Here is a 25,793-nt window from a genome sequence, read left to right as displayed (position 1 = left end):
CTTTCTATTTTAAAGTCTGAAAATTAAACCTTTATAAAACTTGGTGCAGTCATATAGCTTTTCAAAGTCAGGAAAGCTGTTTTCGTGGGAAAAATCTTTATTTTTTATCTGAAATTTCTGTTCAGCAAAAGAATACAGATCTTTATGATTTAATTGTAAATAATCCGACAGGTAATTTTCATTTTTCTGATGTACTAATCCTGTAAAAAATATTCCATAGATCAGAAAACGGTTGAAATCTTCCGCTTTGCATTTATACCCTAAATGTTGCATTGAATATTTTTCATAATCTGAAAGAATTTGGTTAAACTTTTCAACATGTAAAGAATCTGTTATTTCATAAAAAATATCTAAGCCATGAACGAAAAGCTGAGTCTTCATCTCTTCCGGATCGGAGCTGTATTTTGATGCAAACCAATTGAAAATATCTTCCACTTCTTCTTTACCGAGACTTTCTGCATTCTCCTGAACTTTCTTTTTAATAAGCTCAAAACTTGTTTTCTGATCTTTTTTTAAAAACTGAAGCGCAGTTTCTTCTTCGCGGCAGAGTTTGTTGTACAGATTGATCTTTGCGGCAACAGGATTTGTTTTGATGAAATAAAGTTTTTCTGCCATAATCTGATGTATTGCTTTATTTTTCAGCAAATTTCATAACTAAGGTAGTGAAAAATTTTACATAAAAAAAGCAGAGTGGTATTATTTCATACACTCTGCCGATGATTTATTATTTACTGAAAGCAGTCAGCCGTTTTAGTTCATCCTTTAAAATCACTTCTTCGATGGCTTTTTTAATCATGCTGCGAACTATGGAAAGCGGATGATGGGGAAAATCATTGTCATACTCCTCTGTTTCGGATTTATTCATAAGAGCGCCCTCTTTAAAGAAAGGATCGTAGGGATCTTCAAACCAGTTTTTCAGTCCATTATCATCGAATGTAACTTCGCCGTTTTGGAGAAATCTATTTAGTACCAGATTATCTCTCATCCCTGTTGTTCCGACTTCAACAGCTTGGGTTTTAATTACAAAACTGCAGTTTTCAAAAGGAATAGTAACGGATGCAAGATAGCTCATCCCTTGTTCAGGTTGAGGGATTTTAAAAATAGTCTTTACACTCGGAATATTATGAAGGTTAAATGTTGATACCTCAACAATGCCTCCACCGGAAGCAGAAACTGAGTGCCTGTGAAAATTTCTTAATTCATCAATATTCTTAACAGTCGGTAAATCTGGCGGAATGTTGAAAAAGTACAGAGAAATCAAGGCGCTTTGTTCAGGATTTACCCAGACGATCTGAGCGTCATTTTGTTCAACGATTTCCCAGCCGAAAGTTGGGATAGAAATAGAATTGATGGTAACTTCAGGCTTTTTTCTTTTAAGGAAAGTAAACATAGTTATCTTGTTTTTGTTTTTAAAGTTTCTGATGTGCCGTTTTAAGGAATTTTATCAGTTCGGCAAGTCCGTTTTGGGAAAACTGTATTTCATTCTGGCTGTAGAATGTAGCAGGCAATTTCAGATAATATTCCCATGTTTTTACATCTGCATGGTAGTTGCTTCCTGTTTCGATATTGCTTTTGGTGGTGTATTTGTATTTGGTGTCGTTTTCAGGTTTGGAAGATGAGTTCTGCTGAATTTTTTCAAGCGCATTAATGAGTTTTTCGACTTCATCTTTTTCCAGAGTAATAGTCTTTCTGGAAATGTTGTCGAAAGTTTCGGAAAGTGTCATGATGCCCAAAACGCTCAGAGAAGAATCATCCGACAAATCTTTAAGAACAATTTTCTGAAAATGAAGGTCTTTAAAATCACCCAGCTTTATAATTTCTTTTTGAACAACCGTTTCTTTTTTTGAGCTGAAGTTTTGATAATTTTTCTCCAGACCTACAGTCGAAGGTTTTACAGTAGGAATCTGTGCTTTAAGGGCTGAAAAAATGATAATAAAGAATGCTGAAATAATTGTTTTCTTCATAGGAGATGGTTATTATTTATGTTTTTTAAAAATGCTGAAATTACAGAAAAATTGGGAATTGATTAGTAAACCGAATCATTATTTTAGATAAAATTATCAACGGGACTGAGGATCAAAATGAGCTTTAAAAGTAAGCGGATCTTCTGTTTTGTCTTCCGCAATTTCCAAAAATTCATGATATTCTTCAGGATGCTTTCCCATATAAGTCATCACAATTGCAAGATTGACGAACAGATTTTTATCCGCCGAACCCAAATTCAACGCTTTATGAAGATATTTTAAAGCCTGCTCGTCTTCTCCCATATCAGAATAGATCGCACCGGTATTAATTAAAGCGGAAGTATTTTCCGGTTCAAGTGCTAAAATTTCATCCAGCTCTTTGATTAAAAGATCGTTAATTGCATCCCAATGATCTTCATTTTCCCATCTTTTTGCCTGGAGTTTTTTTACGTTTTGGAGTCTGTGGGTTGTGTTATTCATGATTTTTATTTTTTTTCTAAAATTTCCGAACAAATGTTTTTGCCTTCATTGCACCGATAATCATAAATAATATAGTTTTTTCCTGTTTCTACCACTTCATATTCCGTTTTCTTACCAACATAAAATAAGCTGTCCGGCATTTTATATTTTGTTTTTATATTTTTTATTTCCGCTTGAAGTTTACATTTACTCAGCATTTTTATATTACTTTCTATCGTAACGGTATTTTTCCCATAGATTTCTGTCATTTTATTGTCAGAAAATTTCACTTTAAACCGATTATCTTGGCTATATCTGGAAAAAGTTCCATTTTTAATCATGTCACAATTCGGGATTTTATCAGAATACGGAAAATCATTTCTTCTTTGGGATTGTAAAGCGAAAGAAAATAACAGGGCGACGAAAAGTGTAAATTTTATTTTCATTAAGAATACACTAAGGCGATTAAAATGTGTTCTTTAAAAAAATAGACCCTTTAAACAAAGTAAAGGATTCATTGAATATAATTTTTGTTCTGATAACAGGGCTCGAACCTGTGTCCTCCCGGGTGAAGAGCCGGGTACTCTGCCGCTGAGCTATATCAGATACCAAGACAGATGTAGGGCTCGAACCTACGTCAATCCGGAAGAAGAGCCGGATATTCTACCACTGAATTAACCTGTCTTTATTTATTTTTTCCTGAGAAAAATTTGTTCTTTCTTAGAATCGTTGCCATAAATGGATTTGAAACCGTTACACCGTGTACAAGTTCGGGTGTCGGTTTAAATTTCGCAACAGAATGTTCTCTTGGTGCGATCCATCCTGATTTTTCCGGATCTATTCCTGCTTCTCTGCAAATATCTGTAATTAATTTTTTATTGCAAAATGCTTTTTCCTGAAAAACTTCCCAAGGTAGAGGGATCTTAATCCAAACCTCTGTATTAGGATCAATCTTACTGCCTGTTGCATAATGCCACGCAACAACATCTGCAGCCATTAATCTCATGACTTTTCCAAAGCAAATGTCTTCAAGGATAAAATCCATTCCCATTGCATAAATAATATTCATCCAATTGTCTCTCGCTTTATTCCATGCTCCGGCGGTATTGTTCCAGGTTGTAGAATCATTGCCGCATTTTACAGCCATTGTCTGGCGATTGATATCGTTATTATTCCATAGAACTTCTAAAAAACCGGAGATTTCCTGAATAATAGATGTCCATTTTCCAAAAAGTTTTCCCTTTTGTTCGTCATTTAAATAATTTAAAGTTATATCGCCTGTGTAAATATGAGAAATTGCCCACCAATTTGTATTTTCAGGATTTTCTTTACATCTCCCGAATAAAACTTCGCAAATTTCATCAAATGGTCTTTCCTGACTTTGATTGGTAAATACACTTCTCATATTGCAGCGTGCATTATAATAGGCGATAAAACAGGCAGTATTTAGATCAGATTGAAAATCCTCAAAATTTATCGTGTGACCTAGTCCGTGTTTTGAAATTTTTTGAAATTCAAGCTTTTTAGTTTCCTGAATTAATGTTTTTAATTTCTTTTCGATTCTTTTTAGGAGACGCCATTTTTTATTGTAATTTCGTTTAGAAATATCCAGACCTATTTCTTTTCTTTGAATCTTGTTCAGTCTGTCTGTCTTAAAATTATTCTGACCAACAGATTTAAAAATGAGCGGAGAAGTCTTATTTAAAAAATCTTCAATATCTTCTGTCTTACTACCAAATTTGTCAGTTTCTTGAGTTTCAATCTTAAAGACTTCTATGGCTTTATTAATTTGGACTTCTGCACCAACTGTAGTTCCAAAACTTTCCAACATTGAAGTATAGCCATACAGATTTCTATTCAGAGATCCTTTTGCTGCTTTTTCCAGAATTTGATTTTCATGAGTTGAAAGTTGATCTTTCATAAGTTCAACAATCATTTCCGCAACATCTTCCGGACGTCGTCGTTCTTCTAAGGTTTTGTAAAGATCTTTGATATTATACATTGTCACTTTTTATTTCAAATCTAATAATAAACTGTGAAAATTATTCATACTTCATTTTAAAATCAAGCCCATTCTCATACTCTGCAGGATTAAAAAAAGTAATAACTCCGATATCAGAATTCAGCCTTTGTTTTAAATCATTTAAATAAATTTCAGCTAATTTAATGGTTCCGTCAATAGTTAAACTGAAGACAGTTTTATTATCATCAGTTATATTAACGCCAAACAAAATTCTATCAGGATTGTCAATGTATTGATTCCAGTAAAATGTTTGGGCAACATGATCTGTATTTACAAAATAATCAATCATTTCTTTATTGCTGCTGAAGCCTTCTTCGCTATCCATTCTGGAAGTATAATCTAAATTCAACGGTTCGTATTTAGGTAGATAAAGATTTAACAGTTCAAAAATTTTTTCGGTTGATTTTCCGTCAAAATAAACCTGACAGACAATGTCTTTAATTAATTCCATGGTTTTAATTTCGAATTGGTTTAAAGCGGATTCTCAAATATAAATTTTAATTCTATGCAAAGTAAAAACAATTTTTAAGATGAAAGATAACAAGCATATTTTCGTTATGTGCAGATGATGAAACGTGTGCTTCATAGCAGATGAAATCTGCCTCACTTTGCTTTACTTAAATATTTAGCTCTGAATATAAAGCTTTGCGTTTCAGATTATAATTAAAGAATAGCTGAAAATTTCATCACGGATTTTTAAAATAAAACCATTAAGCTCAATAACTTAATGGTTTTATAAATGTTTTTATCCAAACGCCCTCTTCAGCAAACTTTCCACTTTCGGTTCGCTTCCTCTGAAATTCTTGTACAGTTCCATTGGATCTTTTGTACCGCCGGAAGAAAGAAGAACTTTATATTTTGCAGCAATTTCAGCATTGAAAATTTCGTTTTCCTTGAAATATTGAAACGCATCTGCATCCAGAACTTCCGCCCATTTATAAGAATAATATCCCGCAGAATATCCACCCTGAAAAATATGTGAAAAACTCGGACTCATCGCCGTTTCAGGATTCGCAGGATATAACTGTGTTGCTTTTGTATATTCATCCTCAAATTCCTTCACACTCTTATTCTCCAACTCTCCGACTTTAGTATGGTAATTCATATCCAATAATCCGAAACCAAGCTGTCTCAAAGTCTGGTAACCCTCCATAAAGTTTTTTGACTGTGCTATTTTCTCAATTTTTTCATCCGGCAAAACTTCTCCTGTTTTGTAATGTTTTGCGAACGTTTTTAAGAATTCCGGTTCGTAGCAGAAATTTTCAAGGAATTGAGAAGGCAGCTCCACGAAATCCCATTTTACGGAAGTTCCCGAAAGAGTAGGGTATTGCGTATCGGCAAGCATTCCGTGAAGGGCGTGACCAAATTCATGGAACAAAGTTGTTACTTCCTGAAACGTGAGTAAACTTGGAGTATCCTTCGTCGGTTTGCTGAAATTGCAAACGATAGAAATATGCGGACGGGAATTTTCGCCGTCTTTTTTGTATTGATTTTTATAGCTCGTCATCCAGGCTCCCGCTCTTTTGCCTTTTCGAGGGAAATAATCTACATAAAGCAGCGCTTTGAAAGTTTTTTCAGAATGGTTGCTTCCATCTTCCATCTTCCCGCTCCCTGTTTCAAATACCTCATAAACCTTTACCTCTTCATGATATTTCGGGATGTCGTTTCTTTCCTCAAAAGTTAATCCGAAAAGTTGTTCTGCCAATCCGAAAACCGCATCCTGAACCTGATTTAAAGGGAAATAAGGCTTTAATTCTTCATCATTAAGATCATATTTTGCTTTACGGAGTTTTTCAGCATAAAAAGCGTGGTCATAACCTTGCATTTCTTCAATTCCGTCTGCTTTTGCCAAAGATTTCAACTCTTCAATTTCTTTATCGGCATAAGGTTTTGCTTTGGTTAAAAGTTCGTTCAGAAAATCGATAACTTTTGTCGGAGATTTTGCCATTCTTTCCTCCAGAACATAATCTGCGTAGTTTTTATAGCCTAATAATTCAGCTTTTTGCTGTTTTAAAGAAAGGAGTTCTTTAATTAAATTCTGATTATCAAATTCTCCGCCGTCGAAAGACTTTTTACCATTTGCCAAAGCAATTTCCTTTCTCAATTCGCGGTTTTCAGCATATGTCATAAACGGAATATAACTTGGATGTTGCAGCGTAACCACCCATCCTTCCAGATTTCTTTCTTTGGCTTCTTCTGCATATTGCTCCAGAATAGCTTCCGGAATTCCCGCAAGATCTTCTTTATTGGTGATATGTTTAAAATAATTATTCGTCGAAGCCAACACATTCTGCCCGAACTGAAGTGATTTTAAAGACAAATCCATGCTGATTTTCTTTAATTTCTCTTTGTCTTCTTCATTTAATAAAGCACCGCTTCTCACAAAACCTTTGTACGTTTCATTCAGAAGCATTTCCTGCTCTTCGTTGAGGTTATATTTCTCTTTTTCATCGTACACTTTTTTAATTTTACTGAAAAGGGCTTCGTTTTGAGAAATTTTTGAAGAATATTCTGTTAAAATCGGAGAAACTTCCTGTGCGATCTTTTGGATTTCATCGCTGGTTTCTGCCGAATTTAAATTGAAAAATATATTGGAAACCACATCTAGCTGTTCGCCGGAATAAGCCAATGCTTCAATTACATTTTCGAAAGTCGGGGCATCCTGATTATCAACGATAGCGTTAATTTCTTCTTCAGATTTCTGAATTAAATCTTTAAAAGCTGGAAGGTAATCTTCGTTTCTGATCTTATTAAATGGAGCTGAATGATATGGTGTGGTAAATTTTTCTGTTAAAATATTCATATTCTGATTTTTAATTGTTGTAAATTTAATGATTCTCCGGAACCGACAGCGAAAAAGCTCAAAAATGATGCCTGAAAGGAAGTTGTGACAAAATTGATATTATTGTATAATCTTGTCATATGGAAAGTTAAGATGAAGCCGGATTGATTAATTTTGACAGCAAATTGAAGTGTCCTTATCATAAAAATTATAACCCTAAATTTTAATAACGATGAAAAAATTTTTAAAAATTCTTGGTATCATTTTACTATTAATTGTTGTTTATGCTTTAATCGCAATGGTGGCATTCGGCAAAAACTATCATTACGAAAAATCGATGGTGATGAATGCTCCGAAAGAGAAAGTCTGGAAACAGATCAGTTCCATGAAAGCCTTTAATCAGTGGAATCCGTGGATGAAGCTGGATCCGAATATGAAAATTGTGTATTCCGGAAACGAAGGTCAGGTTGGAGATAAGTATTGCTGGGACAGCAAAAATGATGATGCAGGAGCAGGATGTCAGGAAATAAAAGAGTTGGTTACAGACCAAAAGCAGAAAACAGAAATGATTTTTGAAAGACCGTTTGCAGGACAGGCAACCTCAGAAATCACGTTGTCTCCAGAAGGAAATGGAACAAAAGTAACCTGGACGATGGATACAGAGCAGGATCCGATGATGAAAATAATGCGGCCGATGATGGATTACCAAATGGGAAAATCCTACGAAGAAGGACTGAATAATCTGAAGAGATTAGTAGAAAAATAAAAAGAAAGCCTTGTGAAATTACTCGCAAGGCTTATTTATTTAATATTCTTTTTGACCTATTTCATTAATTGAATTGTAATTTCCTTCACCTTTCGGGTTGGGACCGTATTCATTCGGACCATGGTCGCTATCTGCAAATAACATCCAAAGGGAATAAAAGGGAATGATTTGGAACCATCCTGAATTTCCTCTGTCGTGACATCTTTTTGCTCCTTGTGCTAACATAAACCACACTAGAGGAATAAGCAATAGTAAAAAGATAATAAGAACAACTCCTGAAGGTTCTTCATTATTATTAATATTAAAATAAAGGTTGAAGGGAACAGAAAATACTAAATAGATAAGATAGGATAGTCCATACTCTGTTCTTCTGATTCTTCCCTCGAAAGAAAATGGTGCTTTAAACATGGTATTTTTAGTTTTTATTCGTTTAAAAGCAAATGTAGAAATTATTTTAAAATTTCAGCACCATATTTGGAATTGTTATTTTATGTTAAGCCGAATAAGAATTATTGAAAAAATATTATCTTTATATAAAGATTTGATGTATGGAGAAGACCGTATTTGAGAAAAACAACATAAGAAATTATGTAAAAAACGTGATTGCCGAAAAGATCGAAAAATTAAAAAACTTCATAGAATTTACATTAGAAGCAAGTCGCGACATCAAAAAGACTCCGAAATATGACAGCATGAGAGAAGAGATGCAGGAAGAAATCTACCAGATGCAGCGTCAGTTGGGAGCGTTAAACGATTTAAAAAGAAATATGGCTAAAGTCCTGAATAATTCCACCGAAAAAGTTCAGTTGGGATCTTTGGTCATTACGAATAAAGCAAGGTTTTATATTTCGGTTTCCTTGGGAGAATTCTTTTTTGAAGGCGACCGGTTCTATGCCATTTCTTCCGAAAGTCCGATGGCAAAGAAAATGATGGGCATGAAACCCGGCGATGAATTTACACTGAATAAAATTCATCAGAAAATTATTGAGGTCATTTAATAATTATGAATTATGAATGATGAATGATGAATGATGAATTATGAATGATGAATGATGAATGATGAATGATGAATGATGAATGATGAATGATGAATTTTTCAGTTAAACTACGTTTTCTTTCTTAATGGAGCCAAGTGTGAAGAATTTTAGCAAAATAGTAAAACTGAGTTCAGGAAATCTATTGATGTAAAGAGGGAAAAACTATCAGCCATCAATAATCAGCCATCAACTTTTTCGTAATTTTGCCCTCATGAATAAAGCAGAAGTTTTAAAAGAAATCATAGAGCAAAGAAGAAGTATATTTCCAAAAGATTATTCGGATACAGAAATTTCACAGGAAATTCTTGACGAAATTTTACATTCGGCAACTTTGGCTCCCAATCATAAACGTACAAAACCTTGGCGGTTCAAAATATTCAGAGGGGAAGAAAAAGCAAAACTGGCTTTAGAAATGCAGTCGATTTACAAATCTACCCAACCCGAAACACTTTTTTTAGAAAAAAAATACAACGATATCGGTTTTAAAATCAATAAAGCAGATACCGTAGTCTCCATTGTTGTCAATTTCAGCGGAATGGTTCCGGAATGGGAAGAAATCGCAGCGGTTTCCATGGCGGTTCAGAATATGTATCTTACCTGTACTGCAAATAATATCGGATGTTACTGGAGTTCTCCGAAAATTGTAGACCATCTGAAAGAATCTTTAACCATTGAAGAAAACCAGAAGTGTTTAGGGTTTCTGTATATGGGAGTGATCTAATTTTATTTGATAATGAAAATCTTATAATGAGATTTATGATAAGGATATGAGCGGTAATTTTCCCCGATATAACGGTCTATAATATTAAGTCCCATATCTTTACTGCTTTTGTTTGGCTCCGTAGATTTTTCGTCACTTGTAATGATGAACTTAGGTTTATTCTTAGTAAATTCGTCAACTATTGTCTGCTGCCCTGTTTTAGTATTGGCAATTCCGGGGTGCAGCTCACTGTATTTTGTTGCAATTTTTCCTGGAGAAAAATAGTATAAAATCAGTTGATTAATCAAAAACTGATCATGATTGTCAACACCAATATAAAGGTAATCTTGCTTTTTTACATTGTTCTGAATAAAAAAGATAGCATCCGTTAAATCTTTATCACTTTTTAAATAAGGCATTGTAAAAAGATTTACGGTATTATAATCCCTTGTATTATGCCGATATATTTTTTTAACAGAAACAAAAAGAAGGATTACAGCTGTTGTATATTTTATCCATTCTGGTAGAGTAAAACGTAAATTTTTAAAGAATGAACGGATATAGTAAATTCCTATGATGCATGCAAAAAATAATACAGGCAAAGAATGTATCGTATCGGCTCTGTTAAACAGCTGATTTAAAAATAAAAATCCACTAAAAATTACGACAAGCAGTTTGTAATTGGGCTTTTGCTTCTCGGATCCCGTTATCTTTCTATATTCAGTAAATAAAGCAAATACGAATAATAAAGGATATAAGTAATATGTTGATTTTATTGGGATTACCCTGTATTGTTTAATCAGAGAGCCGGGCTCAGCAATGAGAGTCTGAAAATATAAACTGATTTCCTGGGAAGTAAATATTGCATAATATGTACAAGCCGCTAATAATAAGCTAACTCCGGCGAATAATAAAATTTTCCGGAATAATTCTTTATCAAAAAATATGGATACAGCAAGAATTAGAATATAAGAAATAAAGGAATATACGAAAAAATCTATTCTGAATAGTGCCGTAACCTGAAGAGCTAAAAAAGACAAAAACAGGATGTACGATTTTCTTTTGTCTAAGTAGCTGAAAAATAGCAAGTATGATATACTGATACAGATTAATGCGGTATAAATAGGAGGGAAAAAAAGGAAATCAGATTTGGAATTAAGATAATAGCAAAATATCAGAGAAGAAAAAGCTGCTGTTTTCGAAGATTTAATAAGGTTTCTGACAATAAAATAGAAGAAACTTCCAAATGATATTCCGATTAAAAATTCCAGACACCTTACCGAAAGCAGATTTCCGCCAAAAATTTTCATCCAGGATTCGAAAATCCAGAATTGACCTTTCGGATAAATAGTCCAGAAATCTTTTAGATACGTTTCTCCCTGAAGTAATCTTTTGGCATTAACCAAAACAATTCCTTCATCATAAACGTTTAATGGGGAACAAAAAACCTGGAAAAAGAAAAGAAAGGCGATGAAAAAATAAATATAAATGTTTTTACAGACATTCATTTCGAAGACTTTAATCACAAATATATAAACAGTTTTAAGAATTGAAAATTATTAGGTGGAATATTTGAAAAAAAATATTATCTTTGCACTCTTAAATATTTAACTGGGACGAGTTCCCGTAAAATTCAAACATTATGTCAGTAAAAATCAGATTACAAAGACACGGATCTAAAGGAAGACCTTTTTTCCACATCGTGGTTGCAGATTCTAGAGCAAGAAGAGATGGTAAATTCATCGAAAAACTAGGAACATACAACCCAATTACAAACCCTGCAACTATCGATTTGAACGTTGATTCTGCTGTGAAGTGGTTAAACAACGGTGCTCAGCCAACTGATACTGCAAGAGCTATTCTTTCTTACAAAGGGGCACTTTACAAAAAACACTTACAAGGTGGTGTTGCTAAAGGAGCTTTTGATGAAGCTGAAGCTGAAAAAAGATTCAATGCTTGGGTAGATGCTAAAGAAGCAAAAGTACAAGGTAAAGTAGACGGTTTAACTCAATCTAAAGTGGATGCTAAAAAAGCTGCTTTAGAAGCTGAAGCTAAAGTAAACGAAGCTAGAATCGCTGCTGCTGCACAGGCTGAAGCGGATGCTAAAGCTGCTGAAGAAGCTGCAAACGCACCTGCTGAAGAAACTACAGAAGGAGAAGCTGCTGCTGAATCTACAGAAGAAAATACTGAAGCTTAAGAAAAATCCGGTATGCGTAAAGAAGATTGCTATTTACTAGGAAAAATCACACGCAGACACGGACTTGCGGGAAACGTTATCCTTAAACTGGATACCGATCAGCCCGAGCTTTACAATAAACTGGAATCAATATTCGTTGAAATCAACGGATTATTGGTTCCTTTTTTTATTGCAAAGTCAGCATGGAGCAAAAATGATGCTCTTAACATTGCTTTTAAAAACTCTTCGGAAGCCTTGGTAGACCAGTCTTTGGGAAAAGATGTGTATTTACCGTTGTCTACATTGCCGAAACTTACCGGAAAACAATTTTATTATCACGAAATCATCGGATACAATATCCATGATGAAAATGATAATGACTGTGGTGTGATCCGCTCTGTAAACGATCAGACAGCGCAGGTTTACTTTATTACCAATCTCGACGGAAAAGAAGTGGTAATCCCTATTATTAAAGACTGGATCATAGAAGTAAACAGAGATGAAAGATTCATCAAAATGCAGCTTCCCGAAGGTCTTATCGATGTTTTTCTGGTTCCTTCCAAGAAAGACGAATAACTGTTATTGCAAAAAGGCAAATAAGCTGATGAAGCAAATTCGCCTGTTATTTTCAAAATTTTCTCCAGATTTTTATTGCTCATTACTCACAAACTGCGGGTAATAAATATTCCTGTACCATTCTGTCAGCCTGTAAATGAGCATAAGGCTTATTGTAAGCTTTAGCCGTAATGACTATAACAACAGGAAGCGCTGTGAAAATGATAATTTTGTTTCCCCCATTTCCGTTGGACTGGTAGGTCTCAAAATTTTTACCTCCTACTTTATATACTTTTTTCCAGAACAGATATCCATATCCTTCAAAATCTTTATTATCAGTAAAGTAATTGGTAAAGGATTTTTTAATCCAGTTTTTATCTACAATCGATTTGCCATTCCAAATTCCGTTATTTTTGTAAAGCTGTCCGAATTTTGCAAAATCCAGCGCATTCATTTTCAGTCCGCCGGCTAAAGAAGGTTTTTGCTGCGGCGTAAATTGCCATTTGTATTTTGTAATTCCCAAAGGTTGAAAAAGCTTTTTCTGGGCATAATGTTCCAATCCTTTCGGAACAGATCTGTCTAAAATATCACCCGTAAGAACAACTCCGGCTGTAAAATAATTCCATGTTTTTCCGATTTCATTTTCACGCATAGGTAAATTGAGCACGAATTTCACCCAATTATCTGTCGGATACATATTTTCTTCATTTCCGGGAGATTCTTCATCCTGATCATTTCCGTCAAAACCCGAACTCATCGTCAGTAAGCTTTTAATCGTAATGCTGTCTTTCTTGGGAGAATAATTGTTGAATTCTTTCAAATCATAAAATTCTTTCAGACTCTGATTTTCATTTTTTATGTAGCCGTCTTTTATTGCAATTCCCATCAATGCAGATGAAAATGATTTTCCTACAGAACGCGTGTCATTCAGGCTGTCTCTTTTGTAGCCGTTAAAATATTCTTCCAACAACAGTTTCTCATTTTTAATCACAACAATTCCTGTAATATCTCGGAATCTGTTTTCTGCGATTTTTTGATTTAAAGCTCTTATTTTTTCATGATTAAATTTCTCCTCAGAAACTTTCCAGCCACTTTTCGGCATTATTTTTTGGATGGCAATCTGATCTTCAGAAACATTTTTTAGAGGAACAGTTAATTGAATTTCTCCTGCTGCAATCACATTTCCTACTTTGAGAGTTGAGGTTTTCAGATAAGTTTTAATTTCAATTTTCAATACATGATTTCCTTTCTCCAGTGCATCAATTCCGCCATTGGCAAGATAAAATCTCATCCACAAATACCTTCCCCACGAATCTTCATTTGTTGTACTGAAAAATGGAATTCTGAAACTTGTTTTTGTCTTTTTGCTTTCCGCAGTTCCGGCTCCGGTATTCAGATTTTCGGTATAGATTAATTTTCCGTCAACAGTGAAACTGAATTGATAATTTCCTTTTTTAAGCAATTCATCAACGGTTAAAGAAGAATCTAGCTGATGTAAATAATTAACCAAAGAATTATCTAAAAAAATCCTGATGTCGAAATTTTTGTCTTCCTGAAATATCATCGTTTTCAAGAAATCACTTTCCTTTATATTTTCCAGAGGAATGACTTTATCCAAAAAGACAATTTTATTTAAATGATTTTTCTGAACAGAATTTTCGATTTTTTCGGGTTCAACAATATTTTGGGCGAAGAAAAAGCTGTTAATTAATATAAGAACGAATAAAAGGCTTGTTTTCATTTTAAATTTTATCTACACAAAAGTAGACATCGTTTCTCTGAAAAAATAGAACGGAATTAACGTTTTCCCGCTTTCCTGAAGATTATATCATTATCCTTATCAAGTTTTTAAACCTTGACCAGGATAAACAGAAGAATTACACACAATCATCTGTGAGAATCCGTACGATCTGTGAGGAAATTTCATTTCAAAATCTTCCGGTATTTCAAAGGTGTAATGCCGATATTCTCTTTAAAACAGCGAATAAAATGACTCTGATCTGAAAATCCGCATTCCAGTGCAACTTCCGATAACGATTCAAAATCATTCAAAATTTTTAAGGATTTCTCAACCTTTAATTTTCTTACATATTCTCCCAAATTGCATTGAAAATATTTCTGAAAATCCCGGCTTAAATGCATCGGGTGAATATTTAAAACTTTTGAAAGCTCGGTTAAACTCAGTTTTTCGGTAAAACGTTCATGCAGAATTTCATCAATATGTTTTACCCAGATCGGCTTCTTCTGAGAATGATCTTTTTGATGAGACAACTGGCTGAAAATATTTAATAACAATTGGTTGATGGTGAGTTCCACAGAAATATCATTCAGTTTGGTTTCTTTGAAAATCTGGTAAGTCAGTAACTTCAAATCCGGAATTCTGATATTAAAACTTCCTTCAACATTATCCTTCGAAAGCTGAAATTTTTCAAACCACTTTTCTGTAATTTCTATATGAAATCCTCTGGTGAAAATATCCGGTTTTATGTTGTAATGCGCATCTTCCCAATGATGATACAGCAGTGTTCCGGCAGAACAATCGTAAATTTCTTTCTTATTTCCCTCCGTCATATTTCCCTGAAGCAGAAAGGTGAAATAGGGATTCTCATGATAATGCCAATCGACAAAAGGATGCGTATATTCCGTATCTGTAATCGTTAACCCATCAAAATGTAAGGTTTTATGGGTTTGTCCGAAAAATTCACCATGACGAAGGTTTTTCATATTATAGTTTTTGGGTTAAATTTTCAATCTGTTGATACATTTTATTGAAAAATATTTTTCTGTCACGGTTTCCCGAAGTGTTCAGCGATTTTGAATTTTTAATCTGATGGTCAAAATAATTCAGTGTTTCGTTACACGTTTTTTCATCATTAATCAGAATATAACCAAACATATTGGTAGGAATGGCAAAAAGTGACTGTTTCGGATGATGAAAAAAGATGTCATTGGAAAGATGCATCAGTTCATTTTCGTAAAGCTGGAATTTCGGATTGTTTTCTATTTTTTCTTCTATGTACCGGATAAGTTCCGTTAACTCCTGAAGAATGATCTGTGCTTCCTTCTGTTTCAGATGTCCCGTTTCAAAATAAAACAAAATTTGCTGTAAGATACTCGAAATGGTACTGTTATTCCATAATTCAATAACATTCTGTTCCTCATATTTCTTTCTGAGTTCTTTTGTGTCGAGCTTGAAATCAGGAGGAGAAAACTCCAGAAAAGGAATGAAAACCTGTTTGGAATTAAGCAGATTCATCCACACATATACTTTAAAACGGGAAAGCATCGAATCCGAAAGCGTATAGAAGAACGGAATATCTTTCGCCGAATAATAAATAGTCATTCCTTTTGAAAGCGGAAGACTTTCAAACACATTGAGGTTGTTCTGAAAAAATGATTTTAAATCTTCAGTTTCCGTAACGGCACTTGTTTTTCTTACTAAAATCTGGCGGTCAGAAGTCTGGAACTGATCCAGGGAAATCTGAAAATACTTTGCGAGTTCCAAAGCTTCCTCAAAACTGAATTTTGCTTTCAGGGAAGTTCTTCGGTGAGCCGCATCGTAGCTGATGTTAAGAATATTGGCAATTTCGTCATTTAACGATCTGTCACCAATTTTCTTTCGGATTTCTTTAAGCAAACGTTCCTGATACATTGTTTTGCGATTTTCACAAATTTAGATTTTTATTTTAATTTTTTTTCACATTCATGAAAATGAATTTCAAAATTAGCTTTGAGGTATAATTTTTAAAATAAAGAATAATGAAAAAAATAATCTCTTATTTATGCCTATTGCTTTTCACATTAAATTGTGAGGGTTTCAAAAACATAGAATTGCCGGAATCTGTTATCGAAAAGAATAATATTGAAAATATTAATGGCACCTACGAAAATTTTGCTTCTTCAGGGAATGGTTTTTATGTTAGAATGCTTACAGATGTTTTTGACCGGAATACGAATATGTTTAACTGGAAAGATAAATACGATCCAAAACACACAAAAGTTAAACTACAAATGATTGAAAAAAATAAGTTAAATGTTATTTTTTTAAAGAATGAAAAGATTGTTTTCAATAAAAATTTGCGTGTAGAATTGAAGGAAGACGGGTATTTATACTTAAAGAAAAAAAGATTTATGCTTGACGGAATTCCTTTGTTATTGGGAGGATGGAATATCCAAAAATCCAGACTGGGAGTTGATGAAAACAATAATTTGAGGATTCAAAGCAATTACTTTTATTGTAACGGGTTTGCCGTTTTGATGAGCGATTGGAAAACACTTCATTATAATTTAACATTTGAAAAACAATAAATCATGAAAAATATTACACTGTGTATAGTATTGTTCTTTTGTAGTTTTTGCAATGCACAAAAATGGCAGCCGATTTATTATATAGACTATTCTTATGCAGACAGGCATCTTTTGCGTGGAGGTTTTGAATTTATTGTGATGAATGACAACCATCAAAACAAACTTTTTTTAGGAACAGGTTATGGAATCGTGAATTATAATGGAAAGTTGCATGGAATTCCAGATCTGCATTTAAGTTATAATTTGGGAACGGTTTTGTTTATTAAAGCAGGATCTTCTCTTTATCATGCCTATTCTTTAGCAGGAATTTCAATGCTTAATACCTGCGATATCGGAATAGGATATTCTAAGTCTTTTAATAACAGCAATGTGCAAATACAAGGATTCACAGCGGGAATTACCTTTAGATTGACTAACAAAGAGAATGTCTACGGAAGGCTAAAAATAGGATTTTAAAAACAGTGCCGTCATGAAAACAATACCATATCTATTAATCGCCACAAGATTTTGTTTGGCTCCGATCATTCTTTTATCAGCTTATTTTAAAGGAGAAGAATCCCGGTTTTTAATTTTAAGCTTAATGTATTTCGGTTTATTAACCGATATTTTCGACGGAATTATTGCCCGGAAAGCAGGAGTTTCCTCAGAAAAACTGAGGAGATTAGACAGTCAGACCGATTTGATATTCTGGCTTTCCTTAGGATTTGCAGCTTATTTTCTGAATCCAGAATTAATAAAAAACGAATGGAAAGGAGTTGCTTTAATTTTCGTAATGGAAGCACTTTGCTATGTAATAAGCTGGCTAAAATTCGGGAAAGAAACCTGTACTCACGCTTTTTTATCAAAAATGTGGGGCTTAAGTCTGCTGATTGCTTTTACGTATCTTATTGGTTTTCAACAGGCAGGATGGACTTTTTATCTAACCGTTGTATTGGGATTTATTGCTCATATTGATGTTATTTTAATCATTTTAATTCTTCCGAAATGGCAGTATGATGTTCCGAGTTCTTATCATGCATGGAAAATAAGAAAAGGAAAGCAGAGGAAAAAAACGATATTTTTCAATTAATTATCTTAAAGTTTTCGTTATATAATTGATAAATGATTTTGTAAAAAGACAGCGGAATCACCAAGTTCCGCTGTCTTTTTAGTTTCTCGGAAATAAATTTTCACAAGATGTATTATCAGTAAATGAAGGGACAGTCGAGTAGAATTCTTCGTAAAAGAGACCTGAGATAGACTGCCAGATTTATAAAGTGGGATTTTACCTTTGCAGGAGCTTTGCCTTGTTCAGATAGAACCACTCAATAAAAACCAGATTTGGAACCCAGCAAAGAAAACCTAATGTCTGATATACTTCAGAAAAATGAGAAAGCTCAAAACCATATATGTTCCAGATAAATACAAGCCATAAACGCAACGTTACCGAAGCAAATGTCAACGCATAATTGCGGACTATCCATATCCTAAAGGCAGACATATCATCTTTCTTATCAGCAATAAACGACTGAATTATGGATAAAATCCAGATAACATCAAGGGTGAAAAAACCTATTTTATTTACCAAGCCACCTTGAGCATAAGTTGCTACATAGAGACCAGTTACGGCGCTCATTAATACTGAAAAATAATATACTTTTCGTAAAATGATATTTGAAGCCGGAAATTTCTCCCGAACCCTTTTCATTAGTTGGAACATACCTGCGAATAACGCTACAGCTCCAAATCCTGCATGAACAGCAATCGAAAAACTATGTTGGGCATACTCAATCTTTTGTTGCGGCGAAACAGTTGTACCGGGAGACAAATAAATATACGAGTAAAATGTATATAAAGTCATTGCAATAACTGTTATAATGATAAACAGGTTAACTATCTTTTTCATTTTTTTATAATTACAATATCAATCGTATAATTACTCCTCTTTTACAGATTCTTTTTTTCCTCCAAATGTATAGCCTACACTTACATTCATCAGAAATTGCGAACCTGCTATTCCAATATTTGAGGCTTTTAATGTTTCCTCTTTGTTTGTGAACTTATTGTAATAGGTGAATTTATTATCTGTAAGGCTACTCGCAATATTAGGCCACCAACGCAGACTGTAATGCCTTGCAGCCAGTTATCCTTTTTATGAAACGGCATATAGCGGTAATAGGCACCAAGCCCCAAAGAATACGTTTTATAGGCTTTTATCAAATTAGACTTGTTTTGGGTTTCTCCATCATAATATACTTCCCAGCTATGGATTTTTGATTCAATTCTTACATCGAAATATGAACTGAAACGATATCCGATTCCAAAACCTGTTGAATACGGCAAATGATAAGCTAAATGTTGAGTTTTAGCATCGCCTGTAATGGTTCCTCCCGACATATTTAATAAAAACCCGTGGGAATAATCAAAACTCATTCTTTTTGAAAAGTAGGTTATTTCAATATTGCCGCCTTTCAGCAAGATGGGCTGAATCAGACCTGCCAAAATACTAACCCGGTTTGAGTATAAAAGGTCTTTTTTTTATTGCGCAAAGGAAATCTGAGTGAGCAGGAAAATTGCTGCTCCTGCGAAAATTTTTTTTATTGAAATCTGCATTGTACTGTTGTTTAGGTTGTTAGACAGTACAAAGCTCGTTCATGCTATTTGTATTCTACTGAACATTTGCTAAGAAATGAGGTACATTAAACACCTCTTCGCAGTCTGCTCAAATGTTGTGGAGACATCCCGAGATAAGAAGCAAGGTATTGCAAAGGAACAGTCTGAATTAAAATAGAATTATTTTTCAGTAAAAACTGGTACCGTTCATCCGCAGAATTATTCAGGAAAAGAGAAATTCGCTTTTCCATAATTATAGCCAGATTTTCTGCAGCCAATCTTCCAAATTCCTGAGCAGCCGGAATTTTTTGATAGAGTGTTTCCAAGTCCTGCTTCCTGATCGTAAACAACTCAGTAGGCAGAATAGCCTGTATGTTTTCTGTAGACAAATTTTGTGTTGTAAAACTTGAAAAAGAGGTTACAAATTCATCAGGTAAAGAAAAATAGCAGGTTGTTTCTTCACCTTTGGCGTTAGGGTAAAATATTCGTAGCATTCCTGTTTTTATGAAAGCCACTTGGTCACAACGTTTACCAATTTCCAGAAAATAGTCGCCCTTTTTCAATGATAAAGGATTGAAAAGAGAAACCATAAAATCAAGATCACTGTCCGAAATTGAAATCGTTTTTTTTATTATTTGCCGAAGGGAAGTATCCATATTTATTTCAAATATAAATATTATTATCTTAAATATTGATGCGTTTGAATGAAGGGGGATCTTCAAAATGAAAAAATAGAATGTCAGCTCAAAAAAGCGCTCTGAAATAAGTTCATTTTTAAAAAAACAGCGTAATCTTCAAATTGTGCTGTTTTTTTGTAACTTTGCAGACATTAATTTTTACAGAAAAATTTTAATCAACAAATGAAAAAGCAGACAATTAAGGAAATCCTACAGGATTACAAGAAAGTATTACATCATGACATTACGGTTTACGGTTGGGTAAGAACGTTCCGTGCAAATCGCTTCATTGCGCTTAATGATGGTTCTACGATTAATAATTTGCAGATTGTTGTTGATTTTGAAAATTTCGACGAAGAGATTATCAGCAAGATCAGTACAGCTTCTTCCCTTAAGATTGTAGGAGAAGTAGTAGAAAGTCAGGGAGCAGGACAGGCTGTTGAGATTTTAGCGAAAAAAATTACTATTTTAGGAGACAATTTTACTGAAGAAAGAGACAAAACCATTCTTCAGCCTAAAAAACACTCATTGGAAACTTTGAGAGATCAGGCACATTTGAGATTCAGAACCAATTTATTCGGAGCCGTTTTCAGAGTGCGTCATGCGGTAAGTTTTGCGGTACATTCTTTCTTTAACCAAAACCAGTTTTTCTACATCAACACACCGGTTATTACAGGAGCTGATGCAGAAGGAGCCGGAGAAATGTTCGGAGTAACGAATTTTGATCTGAACAATATTCCGAGAGACGAGCAGGGAGACATCGATTTTGCTCAGGATTTCTTCGGAAGAAAAACGAATTTAACGGTTTCCGGACAGCTTGAAGGAGAAACTGCAGCAATGGGATTAGGAAGGATTTATACTTTCGGACCTACTTTCCGTGCAGAAAATTCTAACACAACCCGTCACTTGGCTGAGTTCTGGATGATTGAGCCGGAAGTAGCTTTCAATAATCTGGAAGACAACATTGATCTGGCGGAAGATTTCTTAAAATATGTAATTAAATATGTATTGGATCACTGCAAAGACGATCTGGAATTCTTAGATAAACGTTTTGAGGAAGAACAAAAATCGAAACCTGAAAAAGACAGAGCCAAAGAAGGTCTTATCGAAAAGCTTGAGAATGTGATTGCTAAACGTTTCAAGAGAGTTTCTTATACGGAAGCTATTGAGATCTTAATGAACTCAAAAGAAAATAAAAAAGGTAAATTCCAGTATCCTGTGGAAAACTGGGGAACCGATCTTCAGTCTGAACACGAGAGATATCTGGTAGAAAAACATTTCGAAAGTCCGGTAGTTCTGTTTGATTATCCAAAAGAGATCAAAGCGTTCTACATGAAACTGAATGAAGACGGTAAAACCGTTGCTGCAATGGATGTACTTTTCCCTGGAATCGGAGAAATTATCGGAGGTTCTGAAAGAGAAGCAAGATTGGATGTTTTAAAACAGAAAATGGCAGAAATGCATGTGGATGAGCACGAACTGTGGTGGTATTTAGATACCAGAAAATTCGGTTCTGTACCGCATGCAGGATTTGGTTTGGGATTGGAAAGATTAGTTCTTTTCGTTACAGGAATGACGAACATCAGAGATGTAATTCCTTTCCCGAGAACGCCGAAAAACGCTGAGTTTTAATTTTTAATAAAAACATATAGAAAAATCCTTCTGATCTTATCGGAAGGATTTTTTTATTAACTTTACCTAAAATAATGATGATGAGTACAATTACCATACATACAGAAAACGAAAATCAGATCAATCTTCTGAAAGCTCTTTTGAAAGAGCTGAAAATTAATTTTGAGATTAATAAAGAAGAAAATCTTACGGATTGGCAGAAAGAGAAAATTTTAAAAGGAATTTCAGATATTTCTGAAGGAAAATTCTCATCAAGCAAATCTGTAGCTGAAAAAGCAAGAAAATGTTTAGGGTAATCTGGTCTCATCAGGCAGAATCAGATTATCTGGATACGCTTCAATATTGGATCAGACATAATAAATCGATAAAATATTCTTCAAAATTAATGGCAGAAGTTGAAAAAAAGGAAAAACTTATTGCAGAAAATCCGAATATAGGTTCTCCTTCTGAAATTGATCGTGTGAAATATGTTTTAATTGATAAAAATTTTTCACTGTATTATAGAATCAATAAAGAGGTTATTGAAATTCTTGCGTTTTGGGATAACAGAAGAGATCCGGAAAATCTGGATATATAAAAATAAAAAAGCCCTGAAAATCATGCTTCAGGGCTTTTGTTGTTTATTTTAAATAGCTTATTATACACTGTTGAATACAAAAATCGTGCTAAAATTTAGTTTTGTCAAAAAAAAGTACTAAATTCGTAGAATATGTTATGTTAAAACACCAACTAGTAATATGCTAAAACAACACTTACAACTCAAATTAGGACAAAAGCTGGCTCCCCAGCAAATCCAATTGATGAAGTTGATCCAGCTTCACACATTGGAGTTTGAAGAGGAACTTGAGAGGGAGTTAGAAGAAAACCCGGCATTAGAGATCGCAAAAGAAGAATCTAAAGAGGACGATTATTCTTCTCTGGAAGATTCATATGAAACAGAAGGTACAGAAAGCATTGAAACAGATTTTGATGTAGACCAGTATCTTTACGATGATGAACCGAGCTATAAAACGTCTTCCAGTAACTATTCTTCCGATGATGAAGAATTTGATAATGAAAGTCTTTTAACGGAAGGACAGTCATTATACGATTATCTTTTGGAGCAGATTCATCTTGCCAACATCAATAAAGAAGATTTGAAGATTGCGGAATATCTTATCGGGAATCTCGATACAGACGGATATTTAAGAAGAGAGATCAAATCTATTGTGGATGATCTTGCCTTTTCTCAGGGAATTTATACCACCAAAGAAAATGTAGAAGATATCCTTGAAAATTATGTGCAGAAACTGGATCCTCCCGGAGTAGGAGCGAGAGGTCTTCAGGAATGCCTGTTGCTGCAGATTGAGAAAAAAGTAAGTTCAGATAAAGCCGTTTCTCTGGCTGCCAATATTCTGAGACATCAGTTTGATGCTTTAACGAACAAGCATTACAACAAAATCATTCAGAAATACGATATTGAAGAAGAAGATCTGAAGGATGCGTTGGACGAAATTTCAAAATTATCTCCAAAAGTTGGCGGAAATTTCGATACTCAGACGATTACAATCAATCAGGAAATTATTCCGGATTTTGTGATTCAGGTGAAAGACGGACAGGTTATCCCGATGCTGAACAGCAAAAATGCACCTACTTTAAGAGTTTCAGAAGAATACAAAGATATTTTATCCACTTATTCGCATGATAAGAATTCTGCAGAACACAAACAGGCTGCATTGTTCATCAAGCAGAAATTAGATGCTGCAAAATGGTATATTGATGCAATTAATCAGCGTCAGAATACATTATTGCAAACCATTACTGCGATTGTGAAATTTCAGAAAGACTATTTCCTTACCGGAGATGAAAAATCTTTGAGACCCATGATTCTTAAAGATATTGCCGATATTACAGGCTTCGATATTTCAACGATTTCAAGAGTGGTAAAAAGCAAATATGCCGATACTCCGAACGGAATTATTTATCTGAAGGATCTGTTCTCGGATAGCTTAACAAATGATGATGGGGAAGAGGTTTCTACAAAAGAGATCAAGATGCACCTTCAGGAAGTTATCAGCAAAGAAAATAAGAGAAAACCATTAACGGATGATGCTTTGGTGGTGATCTTAAAAGAACAGGGATACAATATTGCCAGAAGAACGATTGCAAAGTATCGTGAACAGCTTAATATTCCGGTAGCAAGATTAAGAAAAGAACTTTAAAAATAACAGAAAAGCATTTCAAACTGAAATGCTTTTCTTTTTATCTGATTAAAAAGGGGGCTGTTGTACACATGTTGAAGTGCAGCAGTTGAAAACATAAGGAACTCCCTGGTTATTCACATTTAAATCATAACAAGGATCCGGACTTACAAGACAAAAGCATCTTCCGCTGCCTTTCACACTTTTCAACTCTTTTCTGTTTAATTTTTTTAAATTTTTCATAGTAATTTAATTTATTTGATTTTCCTACTCTATAAGCTTTTCGGATTACGCTGTATTTAATTGTTTATTTTTTCCAGTCCCAATTCTTTTACAGAAACTTCACGCATTTCCACTTTTCGGATCTTTCCGGAAATCGTCATCGGGAATTCATCCACAAACTTCCAGTATTTCGGAACTTTATAATGGGCGATTCTGCCTTTACAATACTCTAAAAGTTCTTCTTCCGTTACCTGAAAACCTTTTCTTACTTTCACCCACGCCATCACTTCTTCGCCAAATTTTTCGCTTGGAACTCCGATAATCTGAACATCAAGAATGTTGGGATAAGTGTATAAAAAGTCTTCAATTTCTTTAGGCGAAATATTTTCACCGCCACGGATAATCAGGTCTTTAATCCTGCCCGAAATCGTAATGTAGCCTTCATCATCCATTACTGCCATATCTCCGGTATGCATCCATCTTCCTTCATCCAGAACTTTTCTGGTGTTTTCAGGATCGTTCCAGTATTTCAGCATTACGGAATAACCTCTTGTACACAGTTCCCCATGTTCGCCACGCGCGACAACTTTTCCGTTTTCGCCAATGATTTTTATTTCCAGATGATCCTGAACAGTTCCTACCGTATTCACCTGCTTTTCAAATGGAGTTCCGATTAAAGTCTGGGTAGAGACAGGAGAGGTTTCCGTCATTCCGTAGCAGATGCTCATTTCCTTGATATTCATGAGGCTTTCTACTTTTTTCATAATTTCTGGCGGACAAACGGAACCAGCCATGACCCCCGTTCTTAAACTTGAAAAATCAAAAGTTTCGAAATTTTTTACCGCTAATTCGGCAATAAACATGGTGGGAACTCCGTAAAGCGAAGTACATTTTTCATCGGAAACAACTTTTAAAGTAATTTCAGGATCAAAACTGTCATTCGGAATCACCATACAGGCTCCGTGAGCGGTACAGCAAATATTTCCGATCACCATTCCGAAACAGTGATAAAAGGGAACAGGAATACAGACTCTGTCTTTTTCGGTATACTTTAATCGAATTCCGATAAAATATCCGTTGTTTAAAATATTATGATGAGAAAGAGTAACGCCTTTAGGAAAACCGGTCGTTCCTGAAGTGTACTGAATGTTGACCGGATCGTCAAACTGTACATGTTCTTCAAAACTATGCAATGTATCATCCGAAATTTCCTGTCCGTTATTTAAAAACTCTTCCCAATTGTCATCAAAGAAAATTTCAGATTTTAAAGTCGAGCAGAACTCTCTTGCATCGGCAATCATCTGTTTATAATCACTGGATTTAAAAGCCAGAGACGAAAAAATGTGGGACATTTCAGACTGGTTAATCACAAAGATCAGCTCACTGGTTCTGTATGCGGGATTTATGTTCACCAAAATAACCCCGATTCTTGCGGTTGCATATTGTAAAAGAACCCATTCGTAACGGTTAGTAGACCATATTCCGATGCGGTCTCCGGATTTTGCTCCCAGAAAGATCAGTGCTTTTGCAACGGCTGTTGTCTGATTATAAAATTCCTGATAAGTGGCGCGGTAATTTTGATGTACGCAGATTAAAGCTTCCTGATTGGGAAATTTTTCAACGGTATGTTTAAGATTGCTTCCGATGGTTTCTCCTAATAATGGAATGTCGGAAGCACCGTGAATATAAGATATTGGCATAGAATGAAAGATTTGGTTAA

The 25,793-nt window shown here is 34.4% G+C and carries 30 protein-coding genes and 2 tRNA genes; 12 read left to right on the top strand and 20 right to left on the bottom strand.

All coding sequences use genetic code 11. From position 1 onward, the window contains the following. Positions 1-9 precede the first annotated feature (9 nt). From BW951_RS20010 to BW951_RS19965, 10 genes are all read right to left on the bottom strand, one after another. Complete coding sequence (locus BW951_RS20010) at positions 10-615, bottom strand: hypothetical protein (protein WP_076396059.1); 606 nt, start codon at positions 613-615, stop codon at positions 10-12. A gap of 109 nt (positions 616-724) precedes the next feature. Further along, a complete protein-coding gene (locus tag BW951_RS20005; RefSeq protein ID WP_076396057.1) occupies positions 725-1,390 on the bottom strand; it encodes a hypothetical protein in 666 nt (221 codons plus the stop codon). A 19-nt stretch (positions 1,391-1,409) separates the two neighbouring features. After that, entirely contained in the window at positions 1,410-1,964 is a 555-nt protein-coding gene (locus BW951_RS20000; RefSeq protein ID WP_076396055.1) for a hypothetical protein, read from the bottom strand. Between the two features lie 96 nt (positions 1,965-2,060). After that, positions 2,061-2,444 (bottom strand): tetratricopeptide repeat protein, encoded by a 384-nt coding sequence (locus tag BW951_RS19995; RefSeq protein ID WP_139326221.1) that lies wholly within the window; start codon positions 2,442-2,444, stop codon positions 2,061-2,063. 5 nt (positions 2,445-2,449) lie between these two features. Next, the gene (locus tag BW951_RS19990; protein ID WP_139326220.1) at positions 2,450-2,764 is read right to left on the bottom strand and encodes a hypothetical protein; all 315 of its coding nucleotides are present in this window, start codon (positions 2,762-2,764) and stop codon (positions 2,450-2,452) included. 192 nt (positions 2,765-2,956) lie between these two features. After that, positions 2,957-3,029: transfer RNA gene (locus BW951_RS19985), tRNA-Lys, on the bottom strand. A 5-nt stretch (positions 3,030-3,034) separates the two neighbouring features. Beyond that, positions 3,035-3,107 (bottom strand) — tRNA-OTHER (locus BW951_RS19980). A gap of 1 nt (position 3,108) precedes the next feature. Continuing rightward, on the bottom strand, positions 3,109-4,425 hold the full coding sequence (locus BW951_RS19975; protein ID WP_076396049.1) for a hypothetical protein: 1,317 nt from the start codon (positions 4,423-4,425) through the stop codon (positions 3,109-3,111). Between the two features lie 40 nt (positions 4,426-4,465). Beyond that, the gene (locus tag BW951_RS19970) at positions 4,466-4,897 is read right to left on the bottom strand and encodes a hypothetical protein (RefSeq protein WP_076396047.1); all 432 of its coding nucleotides are present in this window, start codon (positions 4,895-4,897) and stop codon (positions 4,466-4,468) included. A 294-nt stretch (positions 4,898-5,191) separates the two neighbouring features. Continuing rightward, the gene (locus BW951_RS19965) at positions 5,192-7,249 is read right to left on the bottom strand and encodes a M3 family metallopeptidase (RefSeq protein WP_076396045.1); all 2,058 of its coding nucleotides are present in this window, start codon (positions 7,247-7,249) and stop codon (positions 5,192-5,194) included. A 211-nt stretch (positions 7,250-7,460) separates the two neighbouring features. Here BW951_RS19965 and BW951_RS19960 point away from each other — a divergent pair, with 211 nt between their 5' ends. Further along, positions 7,461-7,994: an SRPBCC family protein gene (locus BW951_RS19960; protein ID WP_076396044.1), complete on the top strand. Its 534-nt coding sequence runs from the start codon at positions 7,461-7,463 to the stop codon at positions 7,992-7,994. 39 nt (positions 7,995-8,033) lie between these two features. Here the strand turns inward: BW951_RS19960 and BW951_RS19955 are convergent, their stop codons facing one another. Next, on the bottom strand, positions 8,034-8,402 hold the full coding sequence (locus BW951_RS19955) for a DUF805 domain-containing protein (protein ID WP_175608854.1): 369 nt from the start codon (positions 8,400-8,402) through the stop codon (positions 8,034-8,036). A gap of 140 nt (positions 8,403-8,542) precedes the next feature. Between BW951_RS19955 and BW951_RS19950 the strand changes: the two genes are divergently transcribed. Together BW951_RS19950 and BW951_RS19945 are read left to right on the top strand one after the other, a co-directional pair. After that, positions 8,543-8,992 carry a GreA/GreB family elongation factor gene (locus tag BW951_RS19950; protein WP_076396041.1) on the top strand — a complete coding sequence of 150 codons (450 nt, stop codon included), beginning with the start codon at positions 8,543-8,545 and terminating at the stop codon, positions 8,990-8,992. Positions 8,993-9,242: 250 nt separating this feature from the next. Continuing rightward, positions 9,243-9,752: a nitroreductase family protein gene (locus BW951_RS19945; protein WP_076396039.1), complete on the top strand. Its 510-nt coding sequence runs from the start codon at positions 9,243-9,245 to the stop codon at positions 9,750-9,752. 2 nt (positions 9,753-9,754) lie between these two features. Here the strand turns inward: BW951_RS19945 and BW951_RS19940 are convergent, their stop codons facing one another. Beyond that, positions 9,755-11,257 (bottom strand): glycosyltransferase family protein, encoded by a 1,503-nt coding sequence (locus BW951_RS19940; RefSeq protein ID WP_228427576.1) that lies wholly within the window; start codon positions 11,255-11,257, stop codon positions 9,755-9,757. A 116-nt stretch (positions 11,258-11,373) separates the two neighbouring features. Here BW951_RS19940 and BW951_RS19935 point away from each other — a divergent pair, with 116 nt between their 5' ends. Together BW951_RS19935 and rimM are read left to right on the top strand one after the other, a co-directional pair. Then, on the top strand, positions 11,374-11,928 hold the full coding sequence (locus BW951_RS19935; RefSeq protein WP_076396035.1) for a 30S ribosomal protein S16: 555 nt from the start codon (positions 11,374-11,376) through the stop codon (positions 11,926-11,928). 12 nt (positions 11,929-11,940) lie between these two features. Next, positions 11,941-12,483, top strand: coding sequence for a ribosome maturation factor RimM (rimM, locus tag BW951_RS19930; RefSeq protein WP_076396033.1), 543 nt, complete (start codon positions 11,941-11,943; stop codon positions 12,481-12,483). A gap of 82 nt (positions 12,484-12,565) precedes the next feature. On the opposite strand, the gene BW951_RS19925 is transcribed toward rimM, so the two are convergent. From BW951_RS19925 to BW951_RS19915, 3 genes are all read right to left on the bottom strand, one after another. Then, on the bottom strand, positions 12,566-14,203 hold the full coding sequence (locus BW951_RS19925; RefSeq protein ID WP_076396031.1) for a serine hydrolase domain-containing protein: 1,638 nt from the start codon (positions 14,201-14,203) through the stop codon (positions 12,566-12,568). A 182-nt stretch (positions 14,204-14,385) separates the two neighbouring features. Beyond that, entirely contained in the window at positions 14,386-15,186 is an 801-nt protein-coding gene (locus BW951_RS19920) for a helix-turn-helix domain-containing protein (RefSeq protein ID WP_076396029.1), read from the bottom strand. A 1-nt stretch (position 15,187) separates the two neighbouring features. Next, entirely contained in the window at positions 15,188-16,114 is a 927-nt protein-coding gene (locus BW951_RS19915; RefSeq protein WP_076396027.1) for a helix-turn-helix domain-containing protein, read from the bottom strand. 107 nt (positions 16,115-16,221) lie between these two features. On the opposite strand from BW951_RS19915, the gene BW951_RS19910 reads away from it, so the two are divergent. From BW951_RS19910 to BW951_RS19900, 3 genes are read left to right on the top strand one after another with little or no spacing between them, the layout of a single operon-like run. Beyond that, complete coding sequence (locus BW951_RS19910) at positions 16,222-16,770, top strand: hypothetical protein (protein WP_076396025.1); 549 nt, start codon at positions 16,222-16,224, stop codon at positions 16,768-16,770. Positions 16,771-16,773: 3 nt separating this feature from the next. Then, positions 16,774-17,226: a hypothetical protein gene (locus tag BW951_RS19905; protein WP_139326219.1), complete on the top strand. Its 453-nt coding sequence runs from the start codon at positions 16,774-16,776 to the stop codon at positions 17,224-17,226. A 13-nt stretch (positions 17,227-17,239) separates the two neighbouring features. Continuing rightward, complete coding sequence (locus BW951_RS19900; RefSeq protein WP_076396021.1) at positions 17,240-17,839, top strand: CDP-alcohol phosphatidyltransferase family protein; 600 nt, start codon at positions 17,240-17,242, stop codon at positions 17,837-17,839. A gap of 195 nt (positions 17,840-18,034) precedes the next feature. Here the strand turns inward: BW951_RS19900 and BW951_RS19895 are convergent, their stop codons facing one another. From BW951_RS19895 to BW951_RS19885, 3 genes are all read right to left on the bottom strand, one after another. Further along, complete coding sequence (locus BW951_RS19895) at positions 18,035-18,655, bottom strand: DUF2306 domain-containing protein (protein WP_076396019.1); 621 nt, start codon at positions 18,653-18,655, stop codon at positions 18,035-18,037. 128 nt (positions 18,656-18,783) lie between these two features. Beyond that, the gene (locus tag BW951_RS19890; protein WP_076396017.1) at positions 18,784-19,251 is read right to left on the bottom strand and encodes a hypothetical protein; all 468 of its coding nucleotides are present in this window, start codon (positions 19,249-19,251) and stop codon (positions 18,784-18,786) included. 197 nt (positions 19,252-19,448) lie between these two features. After that, positions 19,449-19,952, bottom strand: coding sequence for a Crp/Fnr family transcriptional regulator (locus tag BW951_RS19885; protein WP_228427577.1), 504 nt, complete (start codon positions 19,950-19,952; stop codon positions 19,449-19,451). Between the two features lie 270 nt (positions 19,953-20,222). On the opposite strand from BW951_RS19885, the gene asnS reads away from it, so the two are divergent. The 4 genes from asnS to rpoN all read left to right on the top strand — a co-directional run bounded on the left by asnS (position 20,223) and on the right by rpoN (position 23,872). Next, positions 20,223-21,671 carry an asparagine--tRNA ligase gene (asnS, locus tag BW951_RS19880; RefSeq protein ID WP_076396013.1) on the top strand — a complete coding sequence of 483 codons (1,449 nt, stop codon included), beginning with the start codon at positions 20,223-20,225 and terminating at the stop codon, positions 21,669-21,671. Between the two features lie 80 nt (positions 21,672-21,751). After that, a complete protein-coding gene (locus BW951_RS19875; protein WP_139326218.1) occupies positions 21,752-21,967 on the top strand; it encodes a DUF2683 family protein in 216 nt (71 codons plus the stop codon). After that, entirely contained in the window at positions 21,955-22,248 is a 294-nt protein-coding gene (locus tag BW951_RS19870) for a type II toxin-antitoxin system RelE/ParE family toxin (protein WP_076396009.1), read from the top strand. Before BW951_RS19875 ends, BW951_RS19870 begins: the two co-directional genes overlap by 13 nt. A gap of 160 nt (positions 22,249-22,408) precedes the next feature. Further along, positions 22,409-23,872: an RNA polymerase factor sigma-54 gene (gene rpoN / locus BW951_RS19865; RefSeq protein ID WP_076396007.1), complete on the top strand. Its 1,464-nt coding sequence runs from the start codon at positions 22,409-22,411 to the stop codon at positions 23,870-23,872. Positions 23,873-23,920: 48 nt separating this feature from the next. Here the strand turns inward: rpoN and BW951_RS23300 are convergent, their stop codons facing one another. Next, the gene (locus tag BW951_RS23300; RefSeq protein WP_420866240.1) at positions 23,921-24,094 is read right to left on the bottom strand and encodes a bacteriocin-like protein; all 174 of its coding nucleotides are present in this window, start codon (positions 24,092-24,094) and stop codon (positions 23,921-23,923) included. A 56-nt stretch (positions 24,095-24,150) separates the two neighbouring features. Next, the gene (locus BW951_RS19860; RefSeq protein ID WP_076396005.1) at positions 24,151-25,773 is read right to left on the bottom strand and encodes an AMP-binding protein; all 1,623 of its coding nucleotides are present in this window, start codon (positions 25,771-25,773) and stop codon (positions 24,151-24,153) included. Between the last annotated feature and the right edge of the window lie 20 nt (positions 25,774-25,793).

Source organism: Chryseobacterium gambrini (assembly GCF_900156825.1).
Classification (GTDB): domain Bacteria; phylum Bacteroidota; class Bacteroidia; order Flavobacteriales; family Weeksellaceae; genus Chryseobacterium; species Chryseobacterium gambrini.
Note: the sequence above shows the minus strand (reverse complement) of the source record. Positions and strands in the feature narration are given on the sequence as shown.